26 protein-coding genes are annotated in these 26,072 nt (G+C 67.2%); 10 read left to right on the top strand and 16 right to left on the bottom strand.

The annotated features are described in order from the left end of the window. Window positions 1–75 precede the first annotated feature (75 nt). A complete protein-coding gene (locus FEK34_RS14655; protein WP_138448416.1) occupies window positions 76–762 on the top strand; it encodes a TetR/AcrR family transcriptional regulator in 687 nt (228 codons plus the stop codon). Here the strand turns inward: FEK34_RS14655 and FEK34_RS14650 are convergent. Together FEK34_RS14650 and FEK34_RS14645 are read right to left on the bottom strand one after the other, a co-directional pair. Next, on the bottom strand, window positions 739–1,431 hold the full coding sequence (locus tag FEK34_RS14650) for a TetR/AcrR family transcriptional regulator (RefSeq protein ID WP_138448415.1): 693 nt from the start codon (window positions 1,429–1,431) through the stop codon (window positions 739–741). The two genes, FEK34_RS14655 and FEK34_RS14650, sit on opposite strands and share 24 nt — an antisense overlap. A 171-nt stretch (window positions 1,432–1,602) precedes the next feature. Beyond that, a complete protein-coding gene (locus FEK34_RS14645; RefSeq protein WP_138448414.1) occupies window positions 1,603–2,292 on the bottom strand; it encodes a MerR family transcriptional regulator in 690 nt (229 codons plus the stop codon). Between the two features lie 100 nt (window positions 2,293–2,392). Here FEK34_RS14645 and FEK34_RS14640 point away from each other — a divergent pair, with 100 nt between their 5' ends. Both FEK34_RS14640 and FEK34_RS14635 read left to right on the top strand, forming a co-directional pair. Beyond that, window positions 2,393–4,123 carry a GMC oxidoreductase gene (locus FEK34_RS14640; RefSeq protein WP_138448413.1) on the top strand — a complete coding sequence of 577 codons (1,731 nt, stop codon included), beginning with the start codon at window positions 2,393–2,395 and terminating at the stop codon, window positions 4,121–4,123. A gap of 159 nt (window positions 4,124–4,282) precedes the next feature. Beyond that, window positions 4,283–5,878 carry a GMC family oxidoreductase gene (locus FEK34_RS14635; RefSeq protein WP_138448412.1) on the top strand — a complete coding sequence of 532 codons (1,596 nt, stop codon included), beginning with the start codon at window positions 4,283–4,285 and terminating at the stop codon, window positions 5,876–5,878. A 160-nt stretch (window positions 5,879–6,038) separates the two neighbouring features. Here FEK34_RS14635 and FEK34_RS14630 read toward each other — a convergent pair whose 3' ends face one another. From FEK34_RS14630 to FEK34_RS14600, 7 genes are all read right to left on the bottom strand, one after another. Continuing rightward, window positions 6,039–6,515, bottom strand: coding sequence for an HAD-IIIC family phosphatase (locus FEK34_RS14630; RefSeq protein WP_138448411.1), 477 nt, complete (start codon window positions 6,513–6,515; stop codon window positions 6,039–6,041). A gap of 177 nt (window positions 6,516–6,692) precedes the next feature. After that, the gene (locus FEK34_RS14625) at window positions 6,693–7,721 is read right to left on the bottom strand and encodes an alpha/beta hydrolase (protein ID WP_138448410.1); all 1,029 of its coding nucleotides are present in this window, start codon (window positions 7,719–7,721) and stop codon (window positions 6,693–6,695) included. A gap of 262 nt (window positions 7,722–7,983) precedes the next feature. Then, window positions 7,984–8,550, bottom strand: coding sequence for an LOG family protein (locus FEK34_RS14620; protein ID WP_138448597.1), 567 nt, complete (start codon window positions 8,548–8,550; stop codon window positions 7,984–7,986). Continuing rightward, entirely contained in the window at window positions 8,519–9,418 is a 900-nt protein-coding gene (locus tag FEK34_RS14615) for a phosphotransferase family protein (RefSeq protein WP_138448409.1), read from the bottom strand. Before FEK34_RS14615 ends, FEK34_RS14620 begins: the two co-directional genes overlap by 32 nt. Before the next feature lies 1 nt (window position 9,419). Beyond that, a complete protein-coding gene (locus tag FEK34_RS14610) occupies window positions 9,420–9,836 on the bottom strand; it encodes a hypothetical protein (RefSeq protein WP_138448408.1) in 417 nt (138 codons plus the stop codon). Between the two features lie 44 nt (window positions 9,837–9,880). Beyond that, window positions 9,881–11,116 (bottom strand): IS256 family transposase, encoded by a 1,236-nt coding sequence (locus FEK34_RS14605; RefSeq protein ID WP_138448407.1) that lies wholly within the window; start codon window positions 11,114–11,116, stop codon window positions 9,881–9,883. An 80-nt stretch (window positions 11,117–11,196) separates the two neighbouring features. Further along, window positions 11,197–11,742 carry a hypothetical protein gene (locus tag FEK34_RS14600; protein WP_138448406.1) on the bottom strand — a complete coding sequence of 182 codons (546 nt, stop codon included), beginning with the start codon at window positions 11,740–11,742 and terminating at the stop codon, window positions 11,197–11,199. A 1,008-nt stretch (window positions 11,743–12,750) separates the two neighbouring features. Here FEK34_RS14600 and FEK34_RS14595 point away from each other — a divergent pair. Further along, window positions 12,751–13,233 carry a DUF4254 domain-containing protein gene (locus FEK34_RS14595; protein ID WP_138448405.1) on the top strand — a complete coding sequence of 161 codons (483 nt, stop codon included), beginning with the start codon at window positions 12,751–12,753 and terminating at the stop codon, window positions 13,231–13,233. Window positions 13,234–13,669: 436 nt separating this feature from the next. On the opposite strand, the gene FEK34_RS14585 is transcribed toward FEK34_RS14595, so the two are convergent. After that, window positions 13,670–14,557 carry an endonuclease/exonuclease/phosphatase family protein gene (locus tag FEK34_RS14585; protein WP_283206601.1) on the bottom strand — a complete coding sequence of 296 codons (888 nt, stop codon included), beginning with the start codon at window positions 14,555–14,557 and terminating at the stop codon, window positions 13,670–13,672. A 179-nt stretch (window positions 14,558–14,736) separates the two neighbouring features. On the opposite strand from FEK34_RS14585, the gene FEK34_RS14580 reads away from it, so the two are divergent. The 3 genes from FEK34_RS14580 (at window position 14,737) to FEK34_RS14570 (ending at window position 15,972) form a co-directional block, all read left to right on the top strand. Then, window positions 14,737–15,042: a hypothetical protein gene (locus FEK34_RS14580; RefSeq protein ID WP_138448402.1), complete on the top strand. Its 306-nt coding sequence runs from the start codon at window positions 14,737–14,739 to the stop codon at window positions 15,040–15,042. Window positions 15,043–15,109: 67 nt separating this feature from the next. Continuing rightward, window positions 15,110–15,394 carry a hypothetical protein gene (locus tag FEK34_RS14575; protein WP_138448401.1) on the top strand — a complete coding sequence of 95 codons (285 nt, stop codon included), beginning with the start codon at window positions 15,110–15,112 and terminating at the stop codon, window positions 15,392–15,394. 119 nt (window positions 15,395–15,513) lie between these two features. Next, complete coding sequence (locus FEK34_RS14570; protein ID WP_138448400.1) at window positions 15,514–15,972, top strand: hypothetical protein; 459 nt, start codon at window positions 15,514–15,516, stop codon at window positions 15,970–15,972. 43 nt (window positions 15,973–16,015) lie between these two features. Here FEK34_RS14570 and FEK34_RS14565 read toward each other — a convergent pair whose 3' ends face one another. Then, window positions 16,016–16,966: a LysR family transcriptional regulator gene (locus FEK34_RS14565; protein WP_138448399.1), complete on the bottom strand. Its 951-nt coding sequence runs from the start codon at window positions 16,964–16,966 to the stop codon at window positions 16,016–16,018. Between the two features lie 226 nt (window positions 16,967–17,192). Between FEK34_RS14565 and FEK34_RS14560 the strand changes: the two genes are divergently transcribed. Beyond that, the gene (locus FEK34_RS14560; protein WP_249359258.1) at window positions 17,193–18,437 is read left to right on the top strand and encodes a Glu/Leu/Phe/Val dehydrogenase dimerization domain-containing protein; all 1,245 of its coding nucleotides are present in this window, start codon (window positions 17,193–17,195) and stop codon (window positions 18,435–18,437) included. A 155-nt stretch (window positions 18,438–18,592) separates the two neighbouring features. Here FEK34_RS14560 and FEK34_RS14555 read toward each other — a convergent pair whose 3' ends face one another. From FEK34_RS14555 to FEK34_RS14545, 3 genes are all read right to left on the bottom strand, one after another. Next, window positions 18,593–18,904 (bottom strand): hypothetical protein, encoded by a 312-nt coding sequence (locus FEK34_RS14555; protein ID WP_138448398.1) that lies wholly within the window; start codon window positions 18,902–18,904, stop codon window positions 18,593–18,595. A gap of 30 nt (window positions 18,905–18,934) precedes the next feature. Further along, window positions 18,935–20,176 (bottom strand): oxygenase MpaB family protein, encoded by a 1,242-nt coding sequence (locus FEK34_RS14550; RefSeq protein ID WP_138448397.1) that lies wholly within the window; start codon window positions 20,174–20,176, stop codon window positions 18,935–18,937. 590 nt (window positions 20,177–20,766) lie between these two features. Further along, window positions 20,767–21,960: an esterase/lipase family protein gene (locus tag FEK34_RS14545; protein WP_138448396.1), complete on the bottom strand. Its 1,194-nt coding sequence runs from the start codon at window positions 21,958–21,960 to the stop codon at window positions 20,767–20,769. Between the two features lie 395 nt (window positions 21,961–22,355). Between FEK34_RS14545 and FEK34_RS14540 the strand changes: the two genes are divergently transcribed. Continuing rightward, window positions 22,356–22,976, top strand: a complete 621-nt coding sequence (locus tag FEK34_RS14540; RefSeq protein WP_249359166.1) for a YdcF family protein — start codon at window positions 22,356–22,358, stop codon at window positions 22,974–22,976. A gap of 49 nt (window positions 22,977–23,025) precedes the next feature. Then, window positions 23,026–24,063 carry a fused (3R)-hydroxyacyl-ACP dehydratase subunits HadA/HadB gene (locus tag FEK34_RS14535; protein WP_138448394.1) on the top strand — a complete coding sequence of 346 codons (1,038 nt, stop codon included), beginning with the start codon at window positions 23,026–23,028 and terminating at the stop codon, window positions 24,061–24,063. Window positions 24,064–24,066: 3 nt separating this feature from the next. Here FEK34_RS14535 and FEK34_RS14530 read toward each other — a convergent pair whose 3' ends face one another. Both FEK34_RS14530 and FEK34_RS14525 read right to left on the bottom strand, forming a co-directional pair. Continuing rightward, on the bottom strand, window positions 24,067–25,116 hold the full coding sequence (locus FEK34_RS14530) for an alpha/beta hydrolase (RefSeq protein WP_138448393.1): 1,050 nt from the start codon (window positions 25,114–25,116) through the stop codon (window positions 24,067–24,069). After that, a complete protein-coding gene (locus FEK34_RS14525) occupies window positions 25,113–26,063 on the bottom strand; it encodes an acyl-ACP desaturase (RefSeq protein ID WP_138448392.1) in 951 nt (316 codons plus the stop codon). The genes FEK34_RS14530 and FEK34_RS14525 overlap by 4 nt, the downstream gene beginning before the upstream one ends. Window positions 26,064–26,072 lie beyond the last annotated feature (9 nt).

The following is a 26,072-nucleotide window of genomic DNA, read 5'->3' as shown; positions in this document are numbered from 1 at the left end:
CAACTATGGCCTGGATCTCACCGACGATCGGTCGCTGCGGAGAGCCGGTGTCCGTCGAGCCCATATCCTGGTCGCATGACCGTGCTGACTGATGGGCCGCCCGACCGGCTGCCCCATGGCCCGCACCGCCTGACCCGCGAGGAAGTCGAGAACTCGCAGTACCAGCGGTTGTGCGCGGCCGCATTGGAGGCGGTGGGCGAGTTGGGCTACGCGCCGACCACGGTCACCGAGATCGTCGGCCGGGCCAGGGTCGCGCGGCGCACGTTCTACGCGCTGTTCGGCGGCAAGGAAGAATGCTTCGCCGCCGCCTACGACAGCGCCGTGGCCGACTGCCTCAGGCTGCTCACCGAGACGATCACGCTCAGCGCGGACACACCGTTCGCCGAACGGGTGCACACCTCGTTCCGGGTGTTCCTGGAAATCCTGGCCGCCCGGCCGGCCGCCACGCGCGCGCTCTACATCGAGATCCTCGCCGCCGGACCGGCGCTGGTCGAGCATCGCGCACGGGTGCACAGGCTGTTCGCCGAGCACATCGTGGCGGTCGGGCGGATCGGCGTGCAGCGCGGTGAGGTACCCGTCGATCCGGATCCGGCGCTGATCGACATGCTGCTCGGCGGGATCAACGAGCGGATCGTCGCCTACCTGTACGAGCGGGGTGCCGAGCATTTGCCGGAACTGGCGCCGCTGTTCACCAGGACCGCGCTCATCCTGTGCGGTGCGCAGCAGCCGGGTGCGGGTTCAGTGGAATCCGAGCAGGGTTAGCCAGCCGGTCAACTGCAGGTCGAACACCTCGGTGCGGTCGGTGAAGGTGCCCGGCCCGTACATGTCGAAGACGTCGAAGCTGACCGCGCCGAACAGCGCGCTCCACAGCACCAACGCCCGGGCCAGCAGCCAGTCGGGGATCTCGAGGCCGAATTCGGTTCGGATGCGGGCGAAATCGCCGAGGGTGGCCGAGGAGATCGGCTTGGTTGCGGCAGGCTCGCGCAGTGCCGCGTCGCGGTGCGCGGCTTCGACCAGGCGCAGCAGCGTCGCGATGACACGGGTGCCGGGCGCGACGGTCTGTTCGGCGGGCGCGGCGTAGCCCGGCACCGGGGTGCCGAAAAGCAGTCCGTACCAGGCGGGTTCGGCCAGGCCCCAGTCGCGGACGGCGTGCGCTGCGGCACGCAGCCGCGCGGCCGGATCGGCGGCGGCAGCCGCGACCGCGGCGTCGACGGCGTCACCGAGGGCGTCGTAGCCGTCGACCACCAGCATCGTCAGCAGTTCGTCGCGGCTACGGACATAGCGGTAGACCGCCGAGGAGACGACGCCGAGTTCGCGGGCGACCGCGCGCAGCGACAGCGCGGCAGCGCCCTCGGTGGCCAGCTGGGTGCGCGCGATGCGTTTGATGTCGTCCATCGTCTGAGCGCGGGCGCGGGCCCTCGGTGTGGTCATGGGTGCCACCATGAACGATGACCGAGAGCGATGTCAACAACAGTGATCACCGCTCCCCCACTCGCCCGGGGCACGCGCTGATCCACCGGCCTCAGCGCACGATCCACTGATGCAGCGCTCGCATCCGTCACGTTCAACGGGCCGACTGCCGGGTCCAGGTGCAGCTGAGGATCAGCGTCCGGATTCGTCCAGCTCGGCGACCGCGCGTTCGATTTCGTCGGCCAGCGTGGCGCCGCCGACCTCCCAGGCCGCGGCACGGAAACGGTCACGGAAGCGGCTCAGGTCACTGCCGATGCCTTCGCCGCCGTAGCTGGTCGCGGCGGCGTCGCGGAAGGTGCGCACCATTTCGTCGGCCAGTTCGGCGATGCGCGCCCGGATCACCTTGCGCAGGGCACCACTCAGGGTGACGTCGGTGCCGACGTCGTAGAGGATCAGCGCGCCCTTGAGCATGGGCAGGTCCGGGATCGCCCAGTTCTCGCCGCGTCGTTCGAGGTATTGGGCGGCCAGCAGTTCGTCGAGGATGTCGGGGCGGCGGTCGCCGAGCAGTTCGGTGAGTTCGTCGTCATCGAGGACGGCGGACTGGTCGGAATGGCCGGGCTTGCGTGGGTCGAAGACCGCACGCCAGTCGGTCGCGCCTGCCCCGGCGTCGGTGGCGAAGACCTCGCGGATCGCGTCCAGCCGCAGGCCGCGGGCCTGCATGGCGAGGATGTCGCGTAGCCGGTCGAGGTGTTCGGTGCGGTAGAGGGCTTCCTTGCCGACGCGTTCGGGCTTGGGCAGCAATCCGAGCGAGTGGTAGTAGCGGATCGTTCGCGCCGGGACGCCGCTCAGTTCGGCCAGCTGGGTGCGGCTGTATCGGGACACGCGACCAGCATAGATACCAAGCGCACCCTTCGTTGACAGTTCCAACTGTCCTCATTAGCGTAACCGGCGTCACTGCCGACGCCCACCGAGGAGTTTCCCCATGTCTGAGCAACCGACGGACTACGACGTCCTCATCGTCGGGTCCGGGTTCGGCGGCAGCGTCACGGCGCTGCGATTGGTGGAGAAGGGGTACAAGGTCGCCGTCATCGAGGCCGGCCGCCGCTTCGCCGATAACGAACTGCCCAAGACCAGCTGGGATCTGCGCAAATTCCTGTGGGCGCCCAAGCTCGGCTGCTACGGCATCCAGCGCATCCACCCGCTGCGCGATGTGCTGATCCTCGGCGGCGCAGGCGTCGGCGGCGGCTCGCTCAACTACGCCAACACCCTCTATGTGCCGCCGGAGCCGTTCTTCCAGGACGCCCAGTGGCGCGACATCACCGACTGGCGTGACGAGCTGACCCCGTACTACGAGCAGGCGCAGAAGATGCTCGGCGTGGTCCGCAATCCGCACATGACCCCCGCCGACGAGGTGTTCAAGCAGGTCGCCGAGGACATGGGCGTGGGCGACACGTTCGTGCAGACGCCGGTCGGGGTGTTCTTCGGCGAACCCGGCAAGACGGTCGAAGATCCCTACTTCGGTGGTGTCGGTCCCGAGCGCACCGGCTGCCTGGAATGCGGCGACTGCATGGTCGGCTGCAAGTACGGCGCCAAGAACACCCTGGTGAAGAACTACCTGTACCTCGCGGAAAAGGCGGGCGCGCAGGTCATTCCGATGACCACTGTCACCGCGTTGCGCCCGCAGCCGGACGGCACCTGGGAGGTCGCGACCGAACGCACCGGCGCCTGGGTGCGTAAGAACCCGGCCACCTACACCGCGGGCAATGTGGTGCTGGCCGCCGGTACCCTCGGCACCCAGAAGCTGCTGCACGCCATGCGTGATCAGGGTGTGCTGCCCGACCTGTCCGAACGGCTCGGCGTGCTCACCCGCACCAACTCCGAGTCCATCGTCGGTGCGGCCACCAAGAAGGTGATCCCCGGCCAGGACTTCACCAAGGGCGTGGCCATCACCTCCTCGATCCACCCCACTCCCGACACCCATATCGAGCCGGTGCGCTACGGCAAGGGCTCGAACTCGATGGGCCTATTGCAGACCCTGATGGTCGACGGAGGCGGACGCATCCCACGCTGGCTGCGGTTCCTCGGTATCGCGCTGCGCCACCCGCTGACGTTGCTGAGCTTCCTCAGCGTGCGCAACTGGAGTGAGCGCACCATCATCTCGCTGGTCATGCAGCATCTGGACAACTCCATCACCACCTACACCAAACGCGGGCTCTTCGGCCGCAAACTCACCTCCAAGCAGGGGCACGGCCAACCCAACCCGACCTGGATTCCGGCCGGTAACGACGTCACCCGGCGGGTCGCGGAGAAGATCGGCGGTGTCGCGGGCGGCACCTGGGGCGAGGTGTTCAATATCCCGCTCACCGCGCACTTCCTCGGCGGCGCGGCCATCGGCGCCGATCGCGAGTCCGGGGTGATCGACGCCTACCACCGCGTCTACGGCTATCCGACGCTCAGCGTGGTCGACGGTGCCGCGGTCTCGGCCAATCTGGGTGTCAACCCGTCGCTGACCATCACCGCGCAGGCCGAGCGCGCCGCCGCCTACTGGCCCAACAAGGGCGAGCAGGATCTGCGCCCGGACCAGAACAGCCCCTATCAGCGCATCGCGCCCATCGCGCCGCGCAACCCGGTCGTCCCCGCGCATGCGCCCACAGCGCTGAAGCTGCCGACCGTGCCGAGCCGCCGTTCCGACAGCACTCCCGCGGCAGGCTGATCCCTCTTCTCGTCGTGCCCCCGTCGGCTTCTCGCCGGCGGGGGCGCGGCGTATCCGGCGACGTCGGCGGCGCTGATCGGCCCATGATGGGCGGAATCCGGCCCGGTGACCATCGCGTGCTCGTATGTTTGCCCTACACAGTGAGATCGGAGATGGACAGTGGGTACAGGTGAGGTCGCTGCGGATTATGTGATCGTCGGGGCGGGGTCGGCGGGCGCGGCGCTGGCCGCTCGGCTCAGCGACGATCCCGATACCACGGTGCTGCTGCTGGAGGCGGGGCCGCAGGACAAGAACAAATTCATTCATATTCCGGCCGGGTTCGCCAAGCTGTTCCGCAGCGAGGTGGACTGGGATTACCTGACCGAACCGCAGCCGGAGCTCGACGGCCGCCAGATCTATTGGCCGCGCGGGAAGACCTTCGGCGGGTCGTCGTCGATGAACGCGATGATGTGGGTGCGCGGGTTCCGCGCCGACTACGACGAATGGGCGTTGCTGGCGGGCGAGGACTGGAGTTTCGCCAAGGTCGTCGAACAGTTCCGGCGCATCGAGAACGTCGAAGGTGCGCAGTACCCCGATGAGGGCACCGACGGTCCGCTGCACATCGCCCATCAGCGCAGCCCACGCCGATCGACCGCCGCCTATCTGGAGGCGGTGCGCGAATGCGGCTTCACCGTGGAACCGCCCAACCGGCCCGCGCCGGAGGGCTTCAGCCAGACGATGGTGACCCAGCGTGGCGGCAGGCGCTGGAGCACCGCCGACGCCTACCTGCGTCCGGCGCTGCGCAGGCCGAATCTCATCGTGCGCGCCGAAGCGCTCGCCACCCGCGTGCTCTTCGACGGAACCCGCGCCACCGGCGTGGAATTCCGGCAGGGCGAGTCAACGGTGACCGCGACCGCGCGACGCGAGGTGGTGCTGTGCGGCGGCGCGATCAACACCCCGCAACTGCTCATGCTGTCGGGCATCGGCGACCGTGAGGACCTGAGCCGCCACGGCATCGAGACCGTGTACCACGCGCCCGAGGTCGGTGCGAATCTGCAAGATCATCTGGTAGCGGCGCTCGGCTACGGTGTGGAATCGGATTCGCTGTTCGCGGCCGAGAAACCGCGTCAGCTGCTGGATTACCTGCTGCGTCATCGCGGCATGCTCACCTCCAACGTCGGTGAGGCGTACGGGTTCCTGCGCAGCGATCCCGCGCTGGAACTGCCCGATCTGGAGCTGATCTTCGCCCCTGCCCCGTTTTTCCATGAAGGCCTTGTCGATCCCACCGAGCACGGTGTGGTGCTGGCGACGGTGCTGCTGCGCCCGCACAGCCGGGGACGCATCAGCCTCGCCTCCAAGGATCCGGCCGCCAAGCCCATTATCGACCCGCGCTATCTGTCCGATGCCGAGGGCGCGGACCGGGCCGCGATCATGTCCGGATTGCGCACTTGCGTGCGGCTGGCCGAGGCACCCGCACTGAAATCGGTACTGGGGCCGATCGTCTACCCGCCGCAACCGCCCGCCGATATCGAGCAGACCCTGGAGCTGTCGCTCAACCGCTACTCCCACACCCTCTATCACCCGGCCGGGACCTGCCGGATGGGTTCCGATTCGGCCAGCGTCGTCACCCCGCAGCTGGAAGTGCGTGGTGTGCAGGGGTTGCGGGTGGCCGATGCGTCGGTGATGCCGGTGCTGGTGCGCGGGCACACGCATGCGCCGTCGGTGCTGATCGGTGAGCAGGCGGCGACGTTCATCAAGCGCGGCGCGCGTAGCTGAACCGGGTGGCCTGCCCTCGCTTCGGCGCCGAGCCGATCGAGGGCAGGCCCGCACCGGTTCGGTTCAGAACCGTTCCGGCGCAGACGTGTAGATCGGCCCGGTGCTCACCAGTGACCTGCCCCGGTTGGCTGTGGTCGGTGAGACGCGGCCACAGGTGGATTCAGAGCGCGGGCACCCGGGCGAATCCCAGCGGCGGGGTGGGATCGCGGTCGGGACGCACCACCGGCCGGAAGTCGGGGTGGTTGAGCAGCATGCCCGCGTTGCGCGCCGCATAGCAGCGCACCAGCGGCAACGCTCGCGCCACCTCGGCCCGTTCCACCGGCTCCGGATCGACGAATCCGATGGAATCCAGGCGCAGGCCGAGCGTGTGGCTGATCCGCACGATCGCCGACGACTTTCGGCCCCAGCCGATCTCGACGACGGAGAACATCTCGAGCAGCCCGTGCCTGCGCAACATCTCCGTGGTGCGGGTCCGATCGCCCCGGCTGGCCACCGCATGCCACATTCCGCGTTCGCTCAGGATCCGCAGGGTGCGCAGGGCGGAACGGTCCAACGCGCCGGCCGTGCCGTCGTAGACGACGCCGTCCCACAGCGTGTTGTCCAGTTCCCAGACAAGACATCGCAGTGCCGGTTGCATCTCGGCGGCCCCTATCGGTCTCGTATCGCTGTTACCGCGCCGCACACGCGGCAGGCGAGTCCAGCACACCATCCAGCGCACGGCACGGGCCGGGCAAGACCCAGCTTTCCCGGGCCGACGCGGCCGCCGACGATGCTACCCATAGCGTTCACCCGACGACCACTCGTGCGCGCGGCCTCATCGCGGCAACCCCAGCCCGTCGGCCAGCACCGGCCACGAAGCCTTCATCGCCTGCTGCCAATACCCCCACGAATGGGTGCCGGTGGGCTGGAAGTCGAAGGTGGCCGGGATACCCAGCTGATGCAGCCGGTCGCGCAGATTGTGGGTGCACCAGTTCACCGCCGCCTCGATCAACCCGCCCAGCACCAGCTGGTTGGCGAAACCGCGCGGGCCCGGCTGCATATGGGTGCCGTTGTACACGTCGAACATCCCCGGAATCCCGGTGCCGGTGGAGATGAACAGCTTCAGCCCGCGCAGCCCCTCCGCGTTGACGTACGGGTCGTTGGCCGCCCACATCGGGTCACCGGGCGGGCCGTACATGTTGTCGGTATCGCCACCACCCCACGACTCCACCGCCATCTTCACGAACTGCTGCCCGATCGGATCGCTGATCTGCGCGCAGCCGCTGTAGGCCGCGACCGCCCGGTACAGGCCGGGTTTCGCGATGGGCAGTTGCAGCACCGAGGTCCCCGAGGTCGACAGTCCCGCGATCGCATTGACGCCGGTGGTGCCGAATTCGGCGTCGATCAACGGCGGCAGTTCCTCGGTGAGGAACGTCTTCCATTTGTACACACCGAGTTTCGGATCCCGCGCTCGCCAGTCGGTGTAGTAACTCCACCGACCGCCGATCGGCTGCACCACATTGACGTCCTTGTCCGCCAGGAACCGCAGCACATCAGTGTTCTTCTGCCAGGTCGCGCTGTCCTGCCCACCGCCACCGCCGTTGAGCAGATACAACGTCGGCCTCGGCGCCGACCGATCCGCGGGCCGCTGCACATTCACCATGATGTCGGTATCCATCGACGCCGAATGCACCCGCAACTGGACTGTGCGGTCATCGACCTCCCAGGAGCCGGTGATCTCCGACGCGGGCTCGGCTGTCGCACTCGGCGCCACGACCGCTGCACCGGGCGCGACAGCCATCATCGCGAACGCGACCGCGAGCAGGCGTCCCCGCGCGCGGCGGGCTATTCCAGATCCGATCATGAGACGCGAAAGCTCCTGTCCTGGGCGGCGACCGGTCTCGGCACCGTCCAGCCGGTCGATTGCGGGTGAATCACGACCAAACTAGAACCCGCCGAGCGCGTCACCGTGCGAACAAGATCGGCTCTGGACAGATCACCAACCCCCGAGTTCACCCCTAGAGACTCGACACAATCGGCGCGAGTCTCCGCGCGGCAGAAATACTGCAGCCCCGGCTTCTCGGCACCGACTCGCAGTTCGACCTCCCTACTCCTCCAGGAACGCTCTACATCCGTCCGAGCGCGGCGTCGACAGCGGATTCCGGAGGAGTCGCTGCGACACCGGCGTCGACCCGCTCGCCATCGGCGTCGAGGACCTGCCATCCACCCAACGTCACCACCCTCACCCCGCCACGCCGGTTCGCCAGCGCAAGCTCCGACAACGTCCCCCACGACCCGCCGATAACGATCACGGCGTCCGCCGACCACACCAGGATGGCGTTACGCGCCTCACCCATATTCGTGTACAGAACCGCCGACAACCCCTCGCACACACCTGCTCGGTCCGTATCCGGCCGAACCCCGATCACCAACCCACCCGCCGTCGACGCCCCCTCCGCCACCGCAGCCATCACCCCACCCCCGCCCCCGCACAACACCGTCGCCCCCGCCTCCGCCAGCAACCTGCCGACCGCCCGCGCATTCGCCGCTTCCTCCTCGCTGCACTCACGAGGCCCGCACACAGCTACCTGGATCGGGGGCACGTCACTCCTTCCCTGTTCGCCTGAGTGATATGGCCGGTGAACCGTTCCGTTGAGGTCGCTACTGGTAGCGGTGCCAGATAGCGTTGGCATCGCCTGCACGAAGCGACGCTATTCGGTGTGCATGTTCTGCCGCGACCTCTGGGCGTTTCCCTAGGTCTGTCAGCACGCTTGTCACCATGATCAGTTCACGAATGCACCTCAGCACGGACCAATAGGGTTCGGTGGTGACATCCGCCCCGTAGGCCGCCACGAACCGCCGGTAGTAGTCAGCGCGTGCGAAGCGGATCGCGCCGACAGCTTGCGGGACCAGATCCCATGCGAGGGGACCGACACCTGTTTCGTCCAAGTCACACATGACAATTCGTCCTGCTTCATCGGCGAGCAGGTTTCCGGCATGCGGATCTCCGTGAATGACGCCGAGCGGTATCTGCGACTGCCACCGACGGTACTCTTCCTCAGCAGCAGCCCACTGATCGCGCAGCCATTGGCGGTCGCCCCTGCATAACGCATCGTCTGCCTCGTCCAGGCGTGCAAAGGCGTGGCCGAATGGGTCCCAGCCGGGTAAACCGTCGGATCGCACCGCCGAATGCAACTGCTTGAGTGGAATGGCCAAGTCTTCCGGCGCCCAGGACCGTTCGCCGAGCTCACGCCAAAAGGTGACGGTATGTTCCCCAACCGCAATCGGCTGGGGAACGCGGGCCAACGGGGCGGTCGGGGCGCCTTGGTCGGCCAGAAGACGAGCAACCGACACCAAACGATGGCCGCGCAACCGACCGACAGTCCCAGTTCCCACCCGCACTATCACGGGAGTGTGCTGAAGCCTGAATACCGCGTTTACTGTGTACTTGATCAGCTCCGCGCCGTCGGAAACGAACCCGACCTCGGCGCACGCATTGCTGATTACGGCACGTAGCTCAGCTGCACGGTCCGGCGAGATAGCTGTCGCCACATCCGCCATACTAGCGAGGGTGCGCTGCTGACGCCGATCGGACACTTACGTCGGGCAACGCCAACTGGCTCACCTGATGCCGGATCTCTTGAACCGCCGAGTCACGAGCACATGGTTCCGCTTCCTCCGCCATCGACACCAGTCGTGAGCGAACGCGAGCGCTACCGACCACTCCGGCGAGTTGCAATGCGGTCGCCGCGCTGTCGACGGCCGGACTAGGCTCGTTCAGCCGGAACAACCCCGTTGCCAAAGTCGTACGGTCGAACAACACACTACGCAGCGGCCGGTCGTGCTCGGCCACGGATAGGGACAGGCGTGCTTCTTCTACCGCCGCACATGAATAGCGATCGCGATCCTTGCCGTTGTCTGTCGACCGCGCGTACTCGTTGAATATGACCGCACGAATACCGGGCAGGGTCAAGTCCATTGGCGTGGTGTAAGTGGAGCGGTCACCGCTGATCCGTTTGTTGGTCAGGCGGTGAGTTCTGCGGGGGTCGTTTCCTCCTGTTCGTCGGGTTCGGTGATGGCGCGGGCCCGGGCGAGGACGTCGAGGCCGAGGTAGCGTCGGCCCTCGATCCATTCGTCGTGTTGCTCGGCGAGCACGGCGCCGACGAGGCGGATGATCGCGCCGCGGTCGGGGAAGATACCGACGACGTCGGTGCGGCGGCGGATTTCTTTGTTCAACCGTTCTTGGGGGTTGTTCGACCAGATCTGGCGCCAGATCTGCTTCGGGAACGCCGTGAACGACAGCAGCTCCGCGCGTGCGGTATCGAGGTGCTCGGCGACTTTCGGCAGCTTCTCACCCAAAGCGTCGAGCATCCGATCATATTGTGCGTGAACGGAATCGGGGTCGGCTTGGTCGAACACCGAGTGCAGCAGAGTCCGCACCCAAGGCCATGAGGTCTTCGGGCAGATCGACATCAAATTCACGGTGTAGTGGGTGCGGCAGCGTTGCCAGGCCGCGCCCGGCAGCGTGGCACCGATCGCCGCGACCAGCCCGGCATGCGCGTCGCTGGTGACCAAAGAAACCCCGGTCAGGCCGCGGGCGACGAGGTCACGGAAGAACGCGAGCCAGCCGGCGCCGTCTTCGCCGGAGGTGACCTGGATACCGAGGATCTCGCGGTAACCATCGGCGTTGACACCGGTGGCGACCAGGGCGTGGACGTTGATCACGCGCCCGTTCTCCCGGACCTTCAACGCCAAGGCGTCGGCGGCGACGAACGTGTAGGGGCCTTGGTCGAGCGGGCGGGTGCGGAACGCTTCGACCTGGGCGTCCAGGTCTGCAGCCATCACCGAGACCTGCGATTTCGACAGACTGGTGATGCCGAGGGATTCGACGAGTTTCTCCATCCGCCTCGTCGAGACCCCGAGCAGGTAACAGGTCGCCACCACCGAGGTGAGGGCGCGTTCGGCGCGTTTGCGGCGCTCGAGCAGCCAGTCCGGGAAGTAGCTGCCGTGGCGCAGTTTCGGCACCGCCACGTCGATGGTACCGAGGCGGGTATCGAAATCGCGGTGGCGGTAACCGTTGCGTGAGTTGACGCGCTCGGCGCTGCGTTGGCCGTATTCGGCGCCGCAGATCGCGTCGGCTTCCGTGTTCATCATCGTGTGCATGAACGAGGCGAGCATCTGCCGCAGCAGATCCGGGCTCGCTGCGGCGAGTTGCTCGGCGAACGGCTGATTCGGGTCGATAGGCTCGACAGAGGTCATCGCGTGAACTTCTCCTTCGTTGAGCTTGGCGGTTCAAGAAGGATCACGCGGTGACCGCCTACTTTCCGGCTACGACACGCTCACAAGCTGGCCGTCGCCGCTCGTACACCACTCTGACGGACGCAACCACCGGGCAGCTCGCCGGCCGAGAAGAACACCGTGGTCCACGGGTCCAACCGCCCGCGGTCGATGCTATCGATCTCATGGTCGGCTCGCGCGAGAGCATCGTGCATGAGTTGGGAGTTACCGGACATGGCATGCGCCCATGCCTCATTGGCGTACAGACGAGCCGACTCGCCTCGATTGGCGGCATCCTGTGCCGATATCTGGCCGAGCTGGAACATGCGCAGCGCCTCACGAGGGCGCCGTTCGAACAAGCTGACCCTGCCCAGCACATACAGGATCGACGCCACCAGGCTGTCGGCATCCGCCGACCGAGCGTACGACAGTGCCAATGCGGAATACTGCCGGGCACGAGCGAGCTGACCGACGTCATAGCACGCCCATCCGATAAGCCTTGACAGGTCGGCCAACGCAGTGGCCATCGCCGCTGAAGACGTCCGATCACAACATTTCGCGAGGAATCCCGATCCCCATCGCAACAGTCCGATAGCCGGATCGAGCACGGCGTATCCGCCGTGCCGCTGGTCGAATGCTCGGAGGCCCCCCGTCATCGTCCGAACGGCTTGCACATCAGCCATACCCACCCGGGACGGTCCATGACTGGACTCGGGTATATCCGGCAGCCACGGCACCAGCGCATCCAGCGACCCGACGGAGGCTGCGGCTACTGCGCCCAGAAACCGGAGCTCTCGCTCGTCATCGGTACGACCCGCGCGGTAAGCACCCGGCTTCGGTCCTTCGGCAGCTTCACGACTCTTGCTGCAGCTGCCGTCCGCGTGCCGCCATGGACGCGGATCGGCGTTTGCCGCCGGATTCGGCGTCGGCGCTCCAATCGATGCCAGCAACTTCCGATACGCTGCAGACGGTCTCCGCACCTCCCCCCGCTCCCACCGTGCAACCAGACGTTCGTCGCACGCCACGTTCACGCCGGATTGTGCGCCTCGCTGATTCAGCAATGCCGCCAGGGCGGTACGTGTAATACCCATCCCGGTCCGGAATGACCGCAGCCGATCACCCCACTGCGGTACTTCAGGCGAGTCCTCCATCGAGCTGGTCCCCTCGCTTCACCGAAACCCCGAAGTCGGCCTGGCCGCCGACTCCACCTGAATCCAGCCATTTCAGTATCGACATGCAATCAGACCATAGGAACCCGTGCCGCACTGACGAACTGGCGTGGCACTACGAGATGCCATGGACTCGCCAGGGCACTACGCCCGGCTATCCGGCTCAGTTCCGCCATGTACTTGCCCTGCGGGAATGCCATTCCGCTGTAGCCATCACCCGGCTTCACTCGCCATATGCCCGAATCGAACTGCGCGGCGGACGTCCGTGTAAGCCGAGAGAAGACCGGCAGGATACCCAGCCGGGATCCGCGGCCTCGCTGCGCCGCGAAAGATGACCTCGTTACTCGTTGGCCGGACAGCACAGTCCGACGTTCCCAAAGCGAGGAATACATCGACGGCTGGGCTCCCTCTGCCGAACCTCACGCTGCGCCTCCGACCGTCGACGACGTGGATTTGGCGTGGCCTGGCCAGGATTCGCTGCTCTCGGCAGTCCGCGGACACCACGTCGGCCGCCATCCACTCACCCGCTTCGCCTATGAGCTCGGCGTTATCCACGCCGCACTTCTCGATAGCACCCCCTCCTCTGCCGTCCATTTCCGGAGGCGCGGGCTTGTCGTCGAAATCGATCGGTGGCTCGATGCTCGTCTCCCAACGCCCCATCCGCGCGCACGGTTGACGACGTGGACGGTCGGTGCACTGATCGACCGGATCGCCGCGGTCCAAGTCCGCGCATACCGCCTTCTGATGACCCGCGCGGCCGACGACCCACTAGTCCACGATTCGTGGACCCAGTTGGCCAAGCTGATCGACACCTACAACGACATGGTGACCGGCATCGATCGTCGGATGTACCGGCTCCCGTCGCTGCCACAGTCCCCATCCACGCTCAATCACCGCCCGCCGGCTATCGGGCCACACAACACCGCATAGCCCATCGGCAGTCTCGAACCCCGGCCATGGCGCACCGAGCCTCGGAACCACTTCGAAGTTTCCTTCCATCGACAAGTCAGGGACCCATGCACCACAGGACCTATGTGCAGGCAGACGGACGCCTCGCTGAACACATGTGCCGCGTCCACCTCCTCGACCTCACACGCGAACGCGCTCGGGAACTTCTCGAACTGCACCGCGATCATCGGCCAGACGACTGCATGGTCCACCTTGCCGCAGCGGCACTGTTGTTCACCGACGGTGACGAATAGGCCTCTTGGCTGCCGGCTTCTCCGCCAACTAGCGCCCAGTCTCCGGGAAAAGCCACTCGGTCGATCGCCAGCACCATCGACCTCGAAGTCGACGCCGAACTCGCCCGACCGGACACCAGGCAACTACGAGAACGCGACGCCGTGTTCTGAAGCGCGTACCCTTGTCAACCCCAGATGCCAGGAGTTCGCGCAGGAACAGTCAGGTCGGCGACTACACCGTAGTGGTCGCTCGCTTGCACCCCACCTTGCGGCTGGACACCGATCAGGTCGACAGACCGCACCGCGAGCGTCGGCCCGAAACTCTTGCCTCGCACCATCACATAGTCGATGCGACGTCCGGCGGCGGAGAACATGTCACCACCGGCGACCAGCGGATTACCCGGGGTGAAGGTATGCCCGGGATCGTTGGGACGCAGCACTTCCCACGCGTCGTGATAGCTGACGCTCACACCGGCCAGTGACTGGCGGCCGGTCCAGAACCGGATGCTCGACGAGTCCGGCGTGGCGTCGAAGTCGCCGACCAGGACAACGTGCTCGTCGCGGTCGCCGAGGACTTCTTCGATGAACCGGGCCGCCTCGACAGCCTGCAACTCACGTTCATATTCGTAATCGAACTGGAAGACCGGTTTGTGGTGGGCGACATGCAGTGTCCCCAACGGTTGCGGCGCACGAACCTCGGCGATGACCACCGCCGACCACGGAAACACCGCCGCGCGATCGGTGACTCCCAGTCCGCGCTCATGGATCTTGGCGAACGGCCAGCGGCTGGCCAGGGCCAGCCCGACGCCATCAGGCGTTGTCCGAGAGTGCCACGCGACGTGCCAGCCCGGGCCGAGCAGATCGGCAATGCCCTGCTCACGATCCTCCGTGGCGTCGACCTCTTGCAAAGCGATGATGTCGGGGGCAGCCGCCCGTAAGTGCTCTGCCACGACCTTCTTTCGGCGGTGCCAATCGGCGAGCAGGGGCGACAGAACATTGAAGGTTGCTACACGCACCGAACCCACTGATACGCGGGGGCCGGTGTCCGGCTTCGTTTTGATCACGAAGGACATAGTCCCAAGCGCACGTAGTAGGGGCGCCATCGGAATTCACAGAAACCAGGGCAATTCCGCTGGCCCGGGAGTCGTTCGGCGAAGACGCCACGGTCACCGGAGACTTCCACTACTCGCTGTGCCAGGCTGCGGTCTGTGTCGACACGGCGTATGGGTGAGACTGCTGTTTGACTGACCTCATGACGGATGTAGTTCCGGTATCGGTGAAATCGACGGTCCTGTTCACGACCCTCTTCGGCTTCCTCTGCGGGGTCACCGCAGTGGCGGTTTCTGCAGTCTGGTGGACGCTGGGGCCGACTTCGGTCAATTGCTACTGGGCGAGCTATGACCCCCACCCCAACGAGCTGCTGGGTGAGATGGCCGCGAAGATGTGGCCGACTCGCTGGTTCTGGGTCGGCCTCGTCGTGGCTCCGACCTTCGTCGGCGCACTGCTCGGGTTCTTCGCCACACGCCTCGGCATCCGATTTGTACGGCGGCCACGGTGATGGGGTTCGCAGATCAGGCGCTGGCCAGCGCATCAGCACTGTCTCGATCCGAATAGGGTGCGGCACCATGGATGGCGACGTGCTGCCGGACGACTACCAGCCGCGGCCCGGGGAGGGGCCGATCGCCCTCGTGGTCGACGGCGAGGTATTCACCCTCCGGATGCGGCCGGATGGCGGCACCGATTACGACTGGGGATCCGGACCGAATGACGGGTACGGCTTCGGCGGTAGTCCGGCCCGCACCGCCGGCGATCCCGGTGCCGAGTGTTACCTGCCGACGATGGGTGAGCACCGGGAATCGATCAGAAGCTTCCTCGGCATGATCAACCCGGCGACCGGCTACATCGACTGACGTCGAGGGCCGTCGAAAGGCGTCGTGCGAACACAGGCGCCGCGCCAGGCTCAGCCCTGGTTGCCCTCACATCGATCGGGTACAGCCACGACAAGTACCCCTATCTGTGAGGAGAAGTGATGCGACGGTCTCGTGACTATCTGATGCGATCGACGGTGGCGGCTGCCGCGCTGGCAGCCGGTGCGGTGCTGGTGGGGTGTGGTGATGATGATGGTTCCGATCCGGTGCCCCGGACTCCGGACATGCCGACGATCACCATGACGACCCCCGGGGCGATGACCTCGCCCGGCGCTGACGAGGACACCGTGACCCCGCAGGCGGCGCAGCAGTTGTGCGACATGATCGAGCCGGAGCTCGACAATTGGCGTGACCAGGGCCCCACGGTGGCGAAGGTGAGTTTCAACGGCACCGTGCAGAACTGGGCGGCCCGCAATGAGGGGCTCAATGACGAGGTGATCCGGGACAATTCGATCGTCGACACCGTGACCACCCAGACCTGCCCGGAGGTGCGTCAACAGGCCATCGAGATTCTCGAGGTGCCCGATCTGGCATCGGCCTTGGCCGGTTGGGACAACTGACGGCGCACAGTCCCGGAAGCGAGCACACCGGGCCGGTGCCGAGTCAGCGCGGCCGCTCGGTCTCGGCCGAGTCCGGCAACGCGGTGTCGGCGCCCAGGCCTTTGTCCTGGGCCGCGGCCCTGATCGCGTCCACCACCAGCAGCAATGCGGCTCGCCGCGCGGTGGTGGTGCGGTAGGCCAGCGACACGGTGCGGGTGAGGATGTCGCCGAGTGCGATGATGTCGACTCCCGGTGGGCGCAAGGCCAGGCCCAGGTCGGACACGAGGGTGACGCCGAGTCCGGCGGCGACCATCGCCATGGCTGTCGCCTGTTCCTCCACCTCGTGGTCGATGCGCGGCGCCACGCCGGCCGATTGGAACGCCAGCCGGACCGCGTGCCCGAAGTGCGACCGGGCCGGGGCCAGGATCCACGGGTATTCGGCCAGCTCGGCCAGCGTCACGCTGGTCGCGGGGACGGCGCCGGCCGGTACCGCGGCGTAGAGCCGCTCCACCGCGATGACGGCGCGGTCGAGACCGCCGTCCCATGCCATCGGATAGTTGGAGTAGTCGAGCACGAACGACAGATCGAGCGCGCCGTCGCGGACCGCCGCGGCCGTCGACTCCGGCGCGAGTTCCCGCGTGCGCACCAGGATGCCGGGATGGGTGCGGGCGAGGGCGTTGAGCGCGTCCGGGAGCAGGCCGGAAGCCACCGAGGCCCAGACCCCTGCGGTCAGCGTGGCCGTCACCGATTCGGCGGCGTCCTCGAGCGCCTGGGTGGCGCGTTCGACCGAGGCCAGGATCTCCTCGGCATGCTCGGCCAGCAGCACCCCTTGGTCGGTGAGCTGGACCCGGCGCCCGCGCCGCTCCAGCAGCCGGGTGCCGACATCGCGTTCGAGCTGCGCCAGCTGCTGCGACACCGCCGACGCCGTGTAGTGCAGCGCGGTGGCGGCGGCGGTGATGGTGCCGCGGCGGTGCAGCTCGCGCAGCATACGCAGGCGGGCCAGCGACAGATCCATGCCATCGAGCCTATGCGCTCGGCACAGCCGCGGCGCTGTGCAGCAACGGTGAACACTGCCGTGAACGAACCGTAAATAGACGCGCGGACCTGTGCGAATGCACGCTGGGCAGCAGAGATCGCACCCGGATCGGGTGGGATCGGCACCGGACCGGCGAGTGCGCGACGCGGCGTTTTTCCGACGGCCGGGACGAGCACGCAACAGGGAGGTGTCCGCCATGACGACGATGCACGAACCGGTCGGTGGTCCCGCGCAGGCGAGCGCGCATGAGGTCGCGGCACTCGCATCGGGGCCCGCCGTGCCCGCTCTCCGCCGTGCCGAACCGTATCTGCGCCTGCAGTGGACGGATTCGCTCACCGGCGCGGTGGGCTATCTCGTCGTGCACACCCTGCGCGCCGGCCTGGCCACCGGCGGTACCCGGATGCGTCCCGGCTGCACGATGAGCGAGGTGGAAGATCTCGCACGCGGCATGGCCGCCAAGACCGCCACCTTCGACCTCCCGGTCGGCGGAGCCAAGGGCGGCATCGACTTCGATCCCAAGGATCCGCGCGCGGTCGGGGTGCTGGAACGGTTCTGTGAGGCGATGCGGCCGTGGCTGGACGCGCATTGGGTCACCGCGGAGGATCTGGGCGTCCCGCAGCATCTGATCGACGAGGTGTTCGGCAGCCTCGGACTCGGCCAGAGCTATCACGCCGCCATCCGGCGCGCCGCCGACCCGGCCGCGACGCTGGCCCGGGTGCGTCGCGGGCTCGACGCGGCGGTCGACGGCGGTTTCCTGCTCGGCGATGTGATCGGCGGATACGGCGTCGCGCATGCCTGCCTGGCGGCGGCGGTCTGGTGGGGGCAGGCGCCGTCCGGCACCACGGTGGCGATCCAGGGCATCGGCACCATGGGCGGCGCGGCGGCCTACTACCTGCACGAGGCCGGGATGACGATCACCGCCGTCGCCGACGCCGCCGGCACCCTGTACCGCGCCGATGGCCTCGATATTCCGGCGCTGCTGGAGCTGCGCGACGGCTACGGCGAGATCGACCGCACCCGGCTACCCGCGGGCATCGAGCAGCTGCCGCGCACCGCGATCCTGTCCTGCGACGCCGACATTCTCGTGCCCGCGGCCATCTCCTACGCGATCACCCCGGACAACTCCTTCGGCATCCGGGCCCGCATCGTCGTCGAGGCCGCGAACGCCGCCACCACGCCGGAGGCCGAGGCCATGCTCGCCGCCCGCGGTATCCCGGTGGTGCCGGACTTCGTCGCCAACGCCGGTGCCGTGGCCTGGGCGTGGTGGCTGTTGCTCGGTGAGGTCGACGACGATCCGGGCACCTCGTTCGACCGGCTGCGCACCATCATGCACGCCAAGGTCGCTCAGCTCCTGGCCGCGTGGGCCGAGCAGGGGGTCACCCCGCGCGAGGCCGGACAGCGGTGGGCCGACGATCCGGCCGCGATCGACGGGCCTGTCGTCATTCCCTGATCGGCGGTGCGTTCGACGTCATCGGTGACGGCTGCGACCGAGCACCGAACCGGCGCGCGATCAACGCCGTTTGTCATGCTTCGACCGCCGCTGCCGATCGCCATCGCCGGTGACCGCTGGGACCCGCGCGCGAGCTGACCTACCGGCGCCGCGGTTCAGTACCGCGACGGCGAGCAGGGATTCCCGAGGCCCGAACCGGTGGCCAGATCGCAGATACCACTGGTGAGCATCTGGAACGGGGTGATGCCCAGCAGCACGATGAGGCCGATGATGTCGCCCTGCTGGGCGAGGACCCCGGCCGATCGCGCGGCCGAGGAGCCCGCGTCCAGCATCGACGACCCGGTGCCCGCTTCGGCTACCGGCGCGGCGGTGGCCGCCGGTCCGGCTTCGGCACTCGCACCGGCCGCCGCGCCGACCAGGGACGCCGCCGCGAGCGTGGCCGCGGCACAACGGAGGGAATTACGCACTGTCGCTCCTTCTTTCGATGAATCGGTTGGTCAGCGATGCGGCTTGCTCATATCGCGGTTCATGGTGGGGATTTCGATGCTGATCGGCATCCGCAATTCGGACAGGTAGGTCAGTGCGGCCTTGCGCAGGAATTCGTCGAACAGCCAGTACACCTCCGCGGTCGGCGGGGCGACGGTCAGCACTCCTTCGCGCACGGCGATGAACGGTCCCCAGCTGAACCGCAGCAGCGGATCCCAGACCGGTTCCCGTGGAATGGCCAGCCCGTCGGCGATTCGGTCGCCCAGCAGGAACCGCGTGAACGAACCCAGCACCGGTTTGGTGAGAATGGCGAAATCGATGTTGGCGCCGAGTCCGAGCAGCCGGTCGGCCAGCCTCGCCCCTTCCGGGGTCGCCGCGAGGATCGGGTCGAGCACCTGCGCCGCTTGGGAATTGGCTTCCGGCCAGGAATTGGGGATGTATTCGTCGCGGATGCCGAGCATGTGGCCGGCGACCTGCCAGGAATGCAGGAACGCCTCCGATTCGTGCGGGGGGATCGGCACCTTCCAATTGGTCAGGTGTTTCATGACGGTCGTCGGCAGGCTGTGCCAGGTCACCATCATGTCGTTCTGGCTGATCGGAATGTTTTCCTCCGCCGACTGCACCCAATGCGGGGATTGCGGAAGCAGATGCCGCACCGCCGCGTGCACCAGGCGGGTCTTGACGCAGGTGACGACCATTTCCCCATCCGGGGCGTAGGCATTGTTGCTGCCGATGTCGTAGCCGAGCTTGGCGGTTTTGGTGATGCGGTCTTTGAGGTCGTGGCCGCCCTTGGAGTAATAGACCGCGCGGGCTTCCTTCGGAATGACGGTGCTCATCATGCCGCTCGCGAACCCGTAGAGCACACCGAGGTAGAGCCCGCGCTTCTTGTTGAACTCGATCGCGGTGCTCAGTTTCGCCGGATCGGTCCAGTGCGGCATCTGCCTGGCGTATTCCATGAAGTCACGCAGTTGCGGCGGCAACCCGTCGGGCAGCGGCTGGCCGTTTCTGGTCCAGGTGCGCAGTAGCTCGTTGACCCTGGGGACTTCGCCTCGGTCGATCAGGCCGGCGACCAGTTCGTCGGCCTCGGGATCCCAGACCGTCATCGGGTCGGCCCCGGTCCCGGATCCGGCGACGGAACCGTTGGGCGACCACGTCCAGGGTTGGGCGCGGGCGGGCGAGACCACCGCCATGGCGCCGATCGCTCCCAGAATCCCCCCGGCCTTCAACGCATTACGCCTGTTGATTGCGTCCATGACGTCCACTCCTCATCGAGTACAAGCAGATCCCGATCACGCGGAGAGCAGCATGGCGGCCAGCTCCGCAGCGTCGCGGAATAGTCATTAACTTAACAGGGCGCCGTAACCTTGTACACGTTTTCGGCGGAACGGTACGTCCACTCCCCTACCTTCTGCCGCCGATCGGCGAAGACATGATCAACGAGGCTGAACAGACTCACATCACCAGGGAGAATGAACCCACAGCCGACAGGTGGTGCGCGCCCCGGCAGCGTCGTGGCTACCAGGAAGGCCTGTCGGTCAATGCGCGCTCTGAGCAGCAATACGCGGTAACTTAGGTGCACGAATCAGCGTCCGCACCAGCTCGCCGCCTGTCGCCGAGGCAGTGCCGCGCCCACCCCCGGAAACGCCGCATGCCCACCGAACGGCCGGGTGCGTTTCGGCCGTTCGGTGGGCATTTCCGCCGCGTTCTCGGTGCGGGGGACGGACAGGGGCGGGTTGAGGGGTCTCCCGTCCGCCGGCACGGGATGGCGCGGCGGCCTGGCAGCCAGCGGGCCGGTCGCCGGAGTCGTTAGTCGATCCGGTCCAGTGGGTGCCGGTCTAGGGGGTCAGAGTTGTCCGCCGCCGCCGATGAGCCAGGGGTTGAAGGTGCATTGCAGTTGCGGGAACTGCACCGGATCCAGGGCGTTCAACGCGATCGACAGGGCGCGGGGGGAATACATCATCGTCAAATGGTCGGAGATGTCTTGCTCGCAGCCGTCTTGCAGGGTGATGTTGCGGACCGTGGCCCCGGGACCCTGTTTCAGGAACGTCAGATCGTAGGGGTTGGTGATCTCGTCGTAGCGGGTGCCCACGATGGTGTAGTCCACCCCGGCGACGGTGTCGCCGTTGGCGTTGAGCTGGTTGACGAAGTCCGAGCCGATGGTCTGCTGGATGCCGGCGTGCCCGACGAAGATCTCGATGAACCCGAGGATATCGATACCCAGGTTGTTGATCGCGCGCCCGAGCGCACCGATCCCGTCGAGGCTGGTGCCGTGATGGGTGGCGCCGTAGGTGATCAGGTTCTTCACCTTCGCCGCACCACCTTCGAACTTGGTGTACCAGTTCGACATCGACCCACCCTGAGAATGGGCCACGATATCGACCTCAGAAGCGCCGGTCGCGGCCAGCACCCGATCCACGAACACCGCCAACTGCTTGGCCGAGTCCTGGATGTAGCCGGTGCCCATCACCCCGGGCAGCACCGACCCCAACCCACCACCTTCCAGCAGGTTGGAGCGGCCGTAGTTGAAGGTGAAGGTACAGAACCCGGCATCCTTGATCGGCTGCCCCATATACGCGAACCCGTTATAAGCATTCATCCACGTGCCGTGGATCAACAACACCGGCCGCGGATGCTCCGGCGTCGGCTTGCAATTCCAATCATTCGCCCCCGGCGGAGCCGCATCACCATTGGCCAAACCATAGGCGAACGCCGCCAGCCACGACGTCTGCGACGGACCGTATCCCACCGTGTCCGAGGCGTATCCACCCGAGGACCCCGAACTCGACCCGGACCCGCCGTAACAGTCACCGGACCCGTTACCCGAACCCGCGCCGCTACCGGAATCACACGCCGACCCCGAACTCGACCCCGAATCAGCCACCGGCCCCGCCACCGACCGACCCGCCGCAATATAGTCGGCCAAATCCTGCTCCGTCGGCGCCGCCGCGGCCTGCCCACCCACCGCGGTCAACGCCAACGCCACCGCGCTCGCCACCACCACCGAACGCCACAACCGGCCAGAGGTACTTCGTCTCATCACATGCCTTCCTGAGCAAAGGATTCAGTGCCGTCGTGCCGGTCGACGGCACGGAAACTGCGCCAACGCTAAGTCCGCAAGACCCCGAAACCACCGTGCGCCAGCGGTGTCTGGAAACCTCACGAACGCCGTTGCCCGCCATTAGGGACCCGGCACAGATATCGCCGCGCAACGCGGTCACGGTGAATCTCACAGCGCGGCAAAGCAGCGGCAGGTAAGCAATCACAACCGCACGTGGATCGACACGAAAAGCGGCGACGGTAATCGGTGAATCCTCCAGATAACCAACCGATCACGGCATATTCGCCGGCGGCTGCCGAATCATGGAGCAATACATTTCCGCCGACGGTGGCTACCGCTCGGCACATTTTCTGGGAGCGCCCATGTTCGATTCGATGGCATCGCCGACCCGCCCACAGTCCGCAGGCAGGTCCCACCGCCGACGACTCGGCCTGCGGCTGGCCGCCTGCACGTTGCTCGGCGCGGCAGCCGTGATGGGGTCGGGCCTGCAACCGCCCGCGGCGGCCGCCGATTCGACGGGTTCGGCCGAATTCGTGTCCGGCCCGCTGGCCCAGGTGCACGGGCCGGGCACCGCGATCGTGGTCCTCGGCTACGGACTACTACCCGACGGCAGCATGCGACCCGAGCTGATCGCCCGCCTACGCGCCGGATACGTCCAGGCCCTGCTGGCGCCGGGCTCACCGATCATCGTCACCGGCGGCAACCCGCGCAACGGCGTCAGCGAGGCGGTCGCGATGGCGGACTGGCTGGTGCGCCACGGCATCCCGGCCGAGCGGGTGCATCTGGATCCGGCGGCCGCCGACACCGTGCAGAACGCGCACCATTCGGCGCGGATCATGCAGGAGATCGGGGCCCGTGACGCCGTCGTGGTGACCTCCGCCGACCATATCGACCGCGCCGTCGCCAGCTTCATCGGTGCCGGCGTGCCGGTGGCCGGTGCCGTCACCCCCGACCACAATCCCGTTCCCGCCTGGGTATTCGGCCCCATGCGCTGAGCCCGGCGTGGCCGAATCCCGTTCCGAGCGCATTTTCGAGGAGCAACAGATGTCCGAGGCAGCCACCACCGTCGCCCCCGCCGATCAGGTGCGGGCCCTGCTCGATCACCGCTATCGGTCCTCGCACCGATACACCGTGGGCCGGGAGAAGATCCGGGAATACGCCCGCGCCGTACAGGACCGGCACCCGGCCCATTGGCACGAATCCGCCGCGGCCGCACTGGGGTACCCGGGTCTGATCGCACCGGCGACATTCGCCTCGATCATCCTGCTCCGGGTGCATCGCGAAATCCTGGACACGGTGCTCACCGGCTACGACCCGGCCCGGATCCTGCACGCCGATCAGGTGATCGACATCGGCCGACCGCTCATCGCCGGCGACGAACTGACCTGCGATATCTACTTCGAATCGTTCCGCCATTTCGCCGATTACGACGTCATGGCGATCAAGAGCGTTCTGACCGACGTCGAGGGCCAGGTGGTGCAGACCGGGTCGACGGCGTTGCTGGCCCGCACCGGTGAGGCCGAGCGTCTCAGCGAGGCGGTGCGCCGGGTGGCGATGACCGACTCGCGGGCCGTCACCGTGCCGGGCACCATCACCGAAGCCGGCGCGGAGGTCGTCACGGCCATGTCGCCGCCCCATGTGCCGCGCACCGCCATCGATCCCGCGACGCTACGCGTGGGCACGGCATTGCCGACCCGGGTGCTGCGACTGTCGCGCGGTGATCTGGTGAATTACGCGGGCGTCACCGGGGATACGAACCCGGTGCTGTTCGACGAACGCACCGCCGTCGAATGCGGGCTGCCCACCGTGGTGGCACCGGGCATGCTCAAGCTCGGCCTGGCCGCGGGCTATCTGAGTTCCTGGCTCGGCGACCCGGCCGCGGTGACCCGGCTGCGCGCGCAATTCGCGCACAACACCCACTATCTGTGGGTGCCCGCGCTGGCGTCGAGCCCGATCGAGTTCAGCGGCCGCATCACCTCGCTCGACCCGAGCGGGCGCCGCGGCACCATCGCCATCGACGCGCGCTCGCACGGGCGCAAACTGTTCGGCTACGCCGCCGCGGAAGTGCGCTTCACCGCGTGAGATTCAGCGCGGCCCAGTGAGCTGCACTCCGAGCGCCGTCGCCAGCGTCGGCCAGGTGCGTGGCAGCTGCGACCGGAAATCGGGCCAGGTGTGCATGCCGGCGTCCAGCAGCTCCACGGTGGCCGGGATGCCGAGTTCGTCGAGCCGGGCGGCCATCCGCTCGGTGCACGAGCGCGCCCCCGCCTCCAGTGCCGCACCGCCGCCCATCTCCCCCAGCGCCGCGACGATATCGGGCGCCCGCGCCACCTCGGTCAAATCGACGCCGGTCGGTGCGCCGGTGGCGGCCGACAGGTAGATCGCGGTGCCGCGCAACTGCTCGGCCCCGAGCAGGCTGTCATGGGCGGCCCACTCCGGTGAGGACGGCGGCCCCCACAGGTTCTCCGGGTTCCCGCCGCGGGAGGCGACGGTGATGGTGGTGACGGCGCGGCCCAGCGGGTCCGCGGTCGAATAGCATCCGCTCATCCCCGCCACCGCCCGGTACATCCCCGGATGCCGTTGGGTGAGCATCATCGCCGCCTGCGCGCCCATCGACACCCCGGCGATGGCGCGGACGCCGGTGCCACCGAGATAGGTTTCCACCAGCGGCGGCAGCTCTTCGGTGAGGAAGGTCTCCCAGCGATTCAGGCCGAGGGCCGCGTCCGAGCGCACCCAGTCGCTGTACATGCTGCCGGTGCCGCCGGTGGTGAGCACGACGTCGACCGGCTTGTCGGCGAAGAATTCCGCGGCACCGCCCTTGGTCAGCCAGCCCGAGGTCTTCTCGCCGTCCACCCCGTCGAGCAGGTACAGCGTCGGGCGCGGGGCCGGGCCGGTGCCGATCAGGGTGTCGATGGCGATGACACGCCGCATTGCCGCGGAGGCGATGTGCAGCCGGACGCGCTGTTTGCCGAGGACTTCGACGCGGACCAATGATGTTCGAGTGACGGTGGTTTCGGCGCCCGGGCCGGGCGATCCCACGACGGGCACCGATCCCGTCGGGGCGGCGGCCGCGGGCGTCACGCAGACGGCGGCGACCATCGCCATCGCCGCCGCCGTCACCGGTATTCGTCTGCTCATCCGGCCGCGGCGCTCCGCTGTGCCCGGCGCGCGGCCGCGGCCTCGCGCCGTTCCTCGAACCGCACGGCACGGCGTTCGAGATCGTCGAGGAAGGCGTGCAGTTCCTCGCGCGCGCGTTCGCCTTCGCCGCCGAGGTCGGTGCGTTCGAAGACCCGCCAGGCCCGCAGTACCGGCCGCAGCACCACATCCAGGTGCTGGCGCAGATCGTAGATGCCGTTCTTGGCCAACAGCACCGAATTGCGCCGGAAATCGGGTTGGGTCAGGCCGGGCATCTGAAACCTGGTCACCACATCGGTGATCGCCCGCAGCATATCGTCGGGCGCGAGATCCAATGCGGCGCCGCTGATCGTGCGATAGAAGATCATGTGCAGGTTTTCGTCGGCGGCGATGCGCTGCAGCATTCGTTCGGCGATCGGCTCCTGACAGGCGATTCCGGTATTGCGATGGCTGATCCGTGTCGCCAGCTCTTGAAAGGTGACGTAGGCGGTGGAGCGCAGGAATTGCGACCCCTTCTCCGGTTTCGCCACACCGGTGGTCATATGCGCCATGCGGGCCTGTTCCAGCGCGACGGGGTCGACGGCCCTGGTCACCACCAGATAGTCGCGCATCACGATGGAATGCCGGTTCTCCTCGGCGGTCCAGCGGCCCACCCAGGTACCCCACACCCCGTCCTGAGTGAAGGTATCGGCCAATTCCCGGTGATAGGACGGCAGATTGTCCTCGGTCAGCAGATTGGTGACCATCGCTACCCGCGCCACTTCCGACAGGTTCGATTGTCCCGGTTCCCAATCGATGCCGCCGAGCGCCGCGAAATTGCGGCCGTCGTCCCACGGCACATAGTCGTGCGGGTTCCAGGCCTTGGCCTTGCGCAGATGATCGTCGAGTTGGCGCTCGGCGAACGGCTCCAATTCGCGCAAGATGTCGCGATCGGTCAGCGCGGTGGTCACAATGGTTCT

The organism is Nocardia cyriacigeorgica, from assembly GCF_005863245.1.
In the GTDB taxonomy this organism is placed as follows: Bacteria; Actinomycetota; Actinomycetes; order Mycobacteriales; family Mycobacteriaceae; genus Nocardia; species Nocardia cyriacigeorgica_C.
The sequence above is the reverse complement of the archived record's forward strand: the minus strand, read 5'-3'. Positions and strand labels throughout refer to the sequence as shown.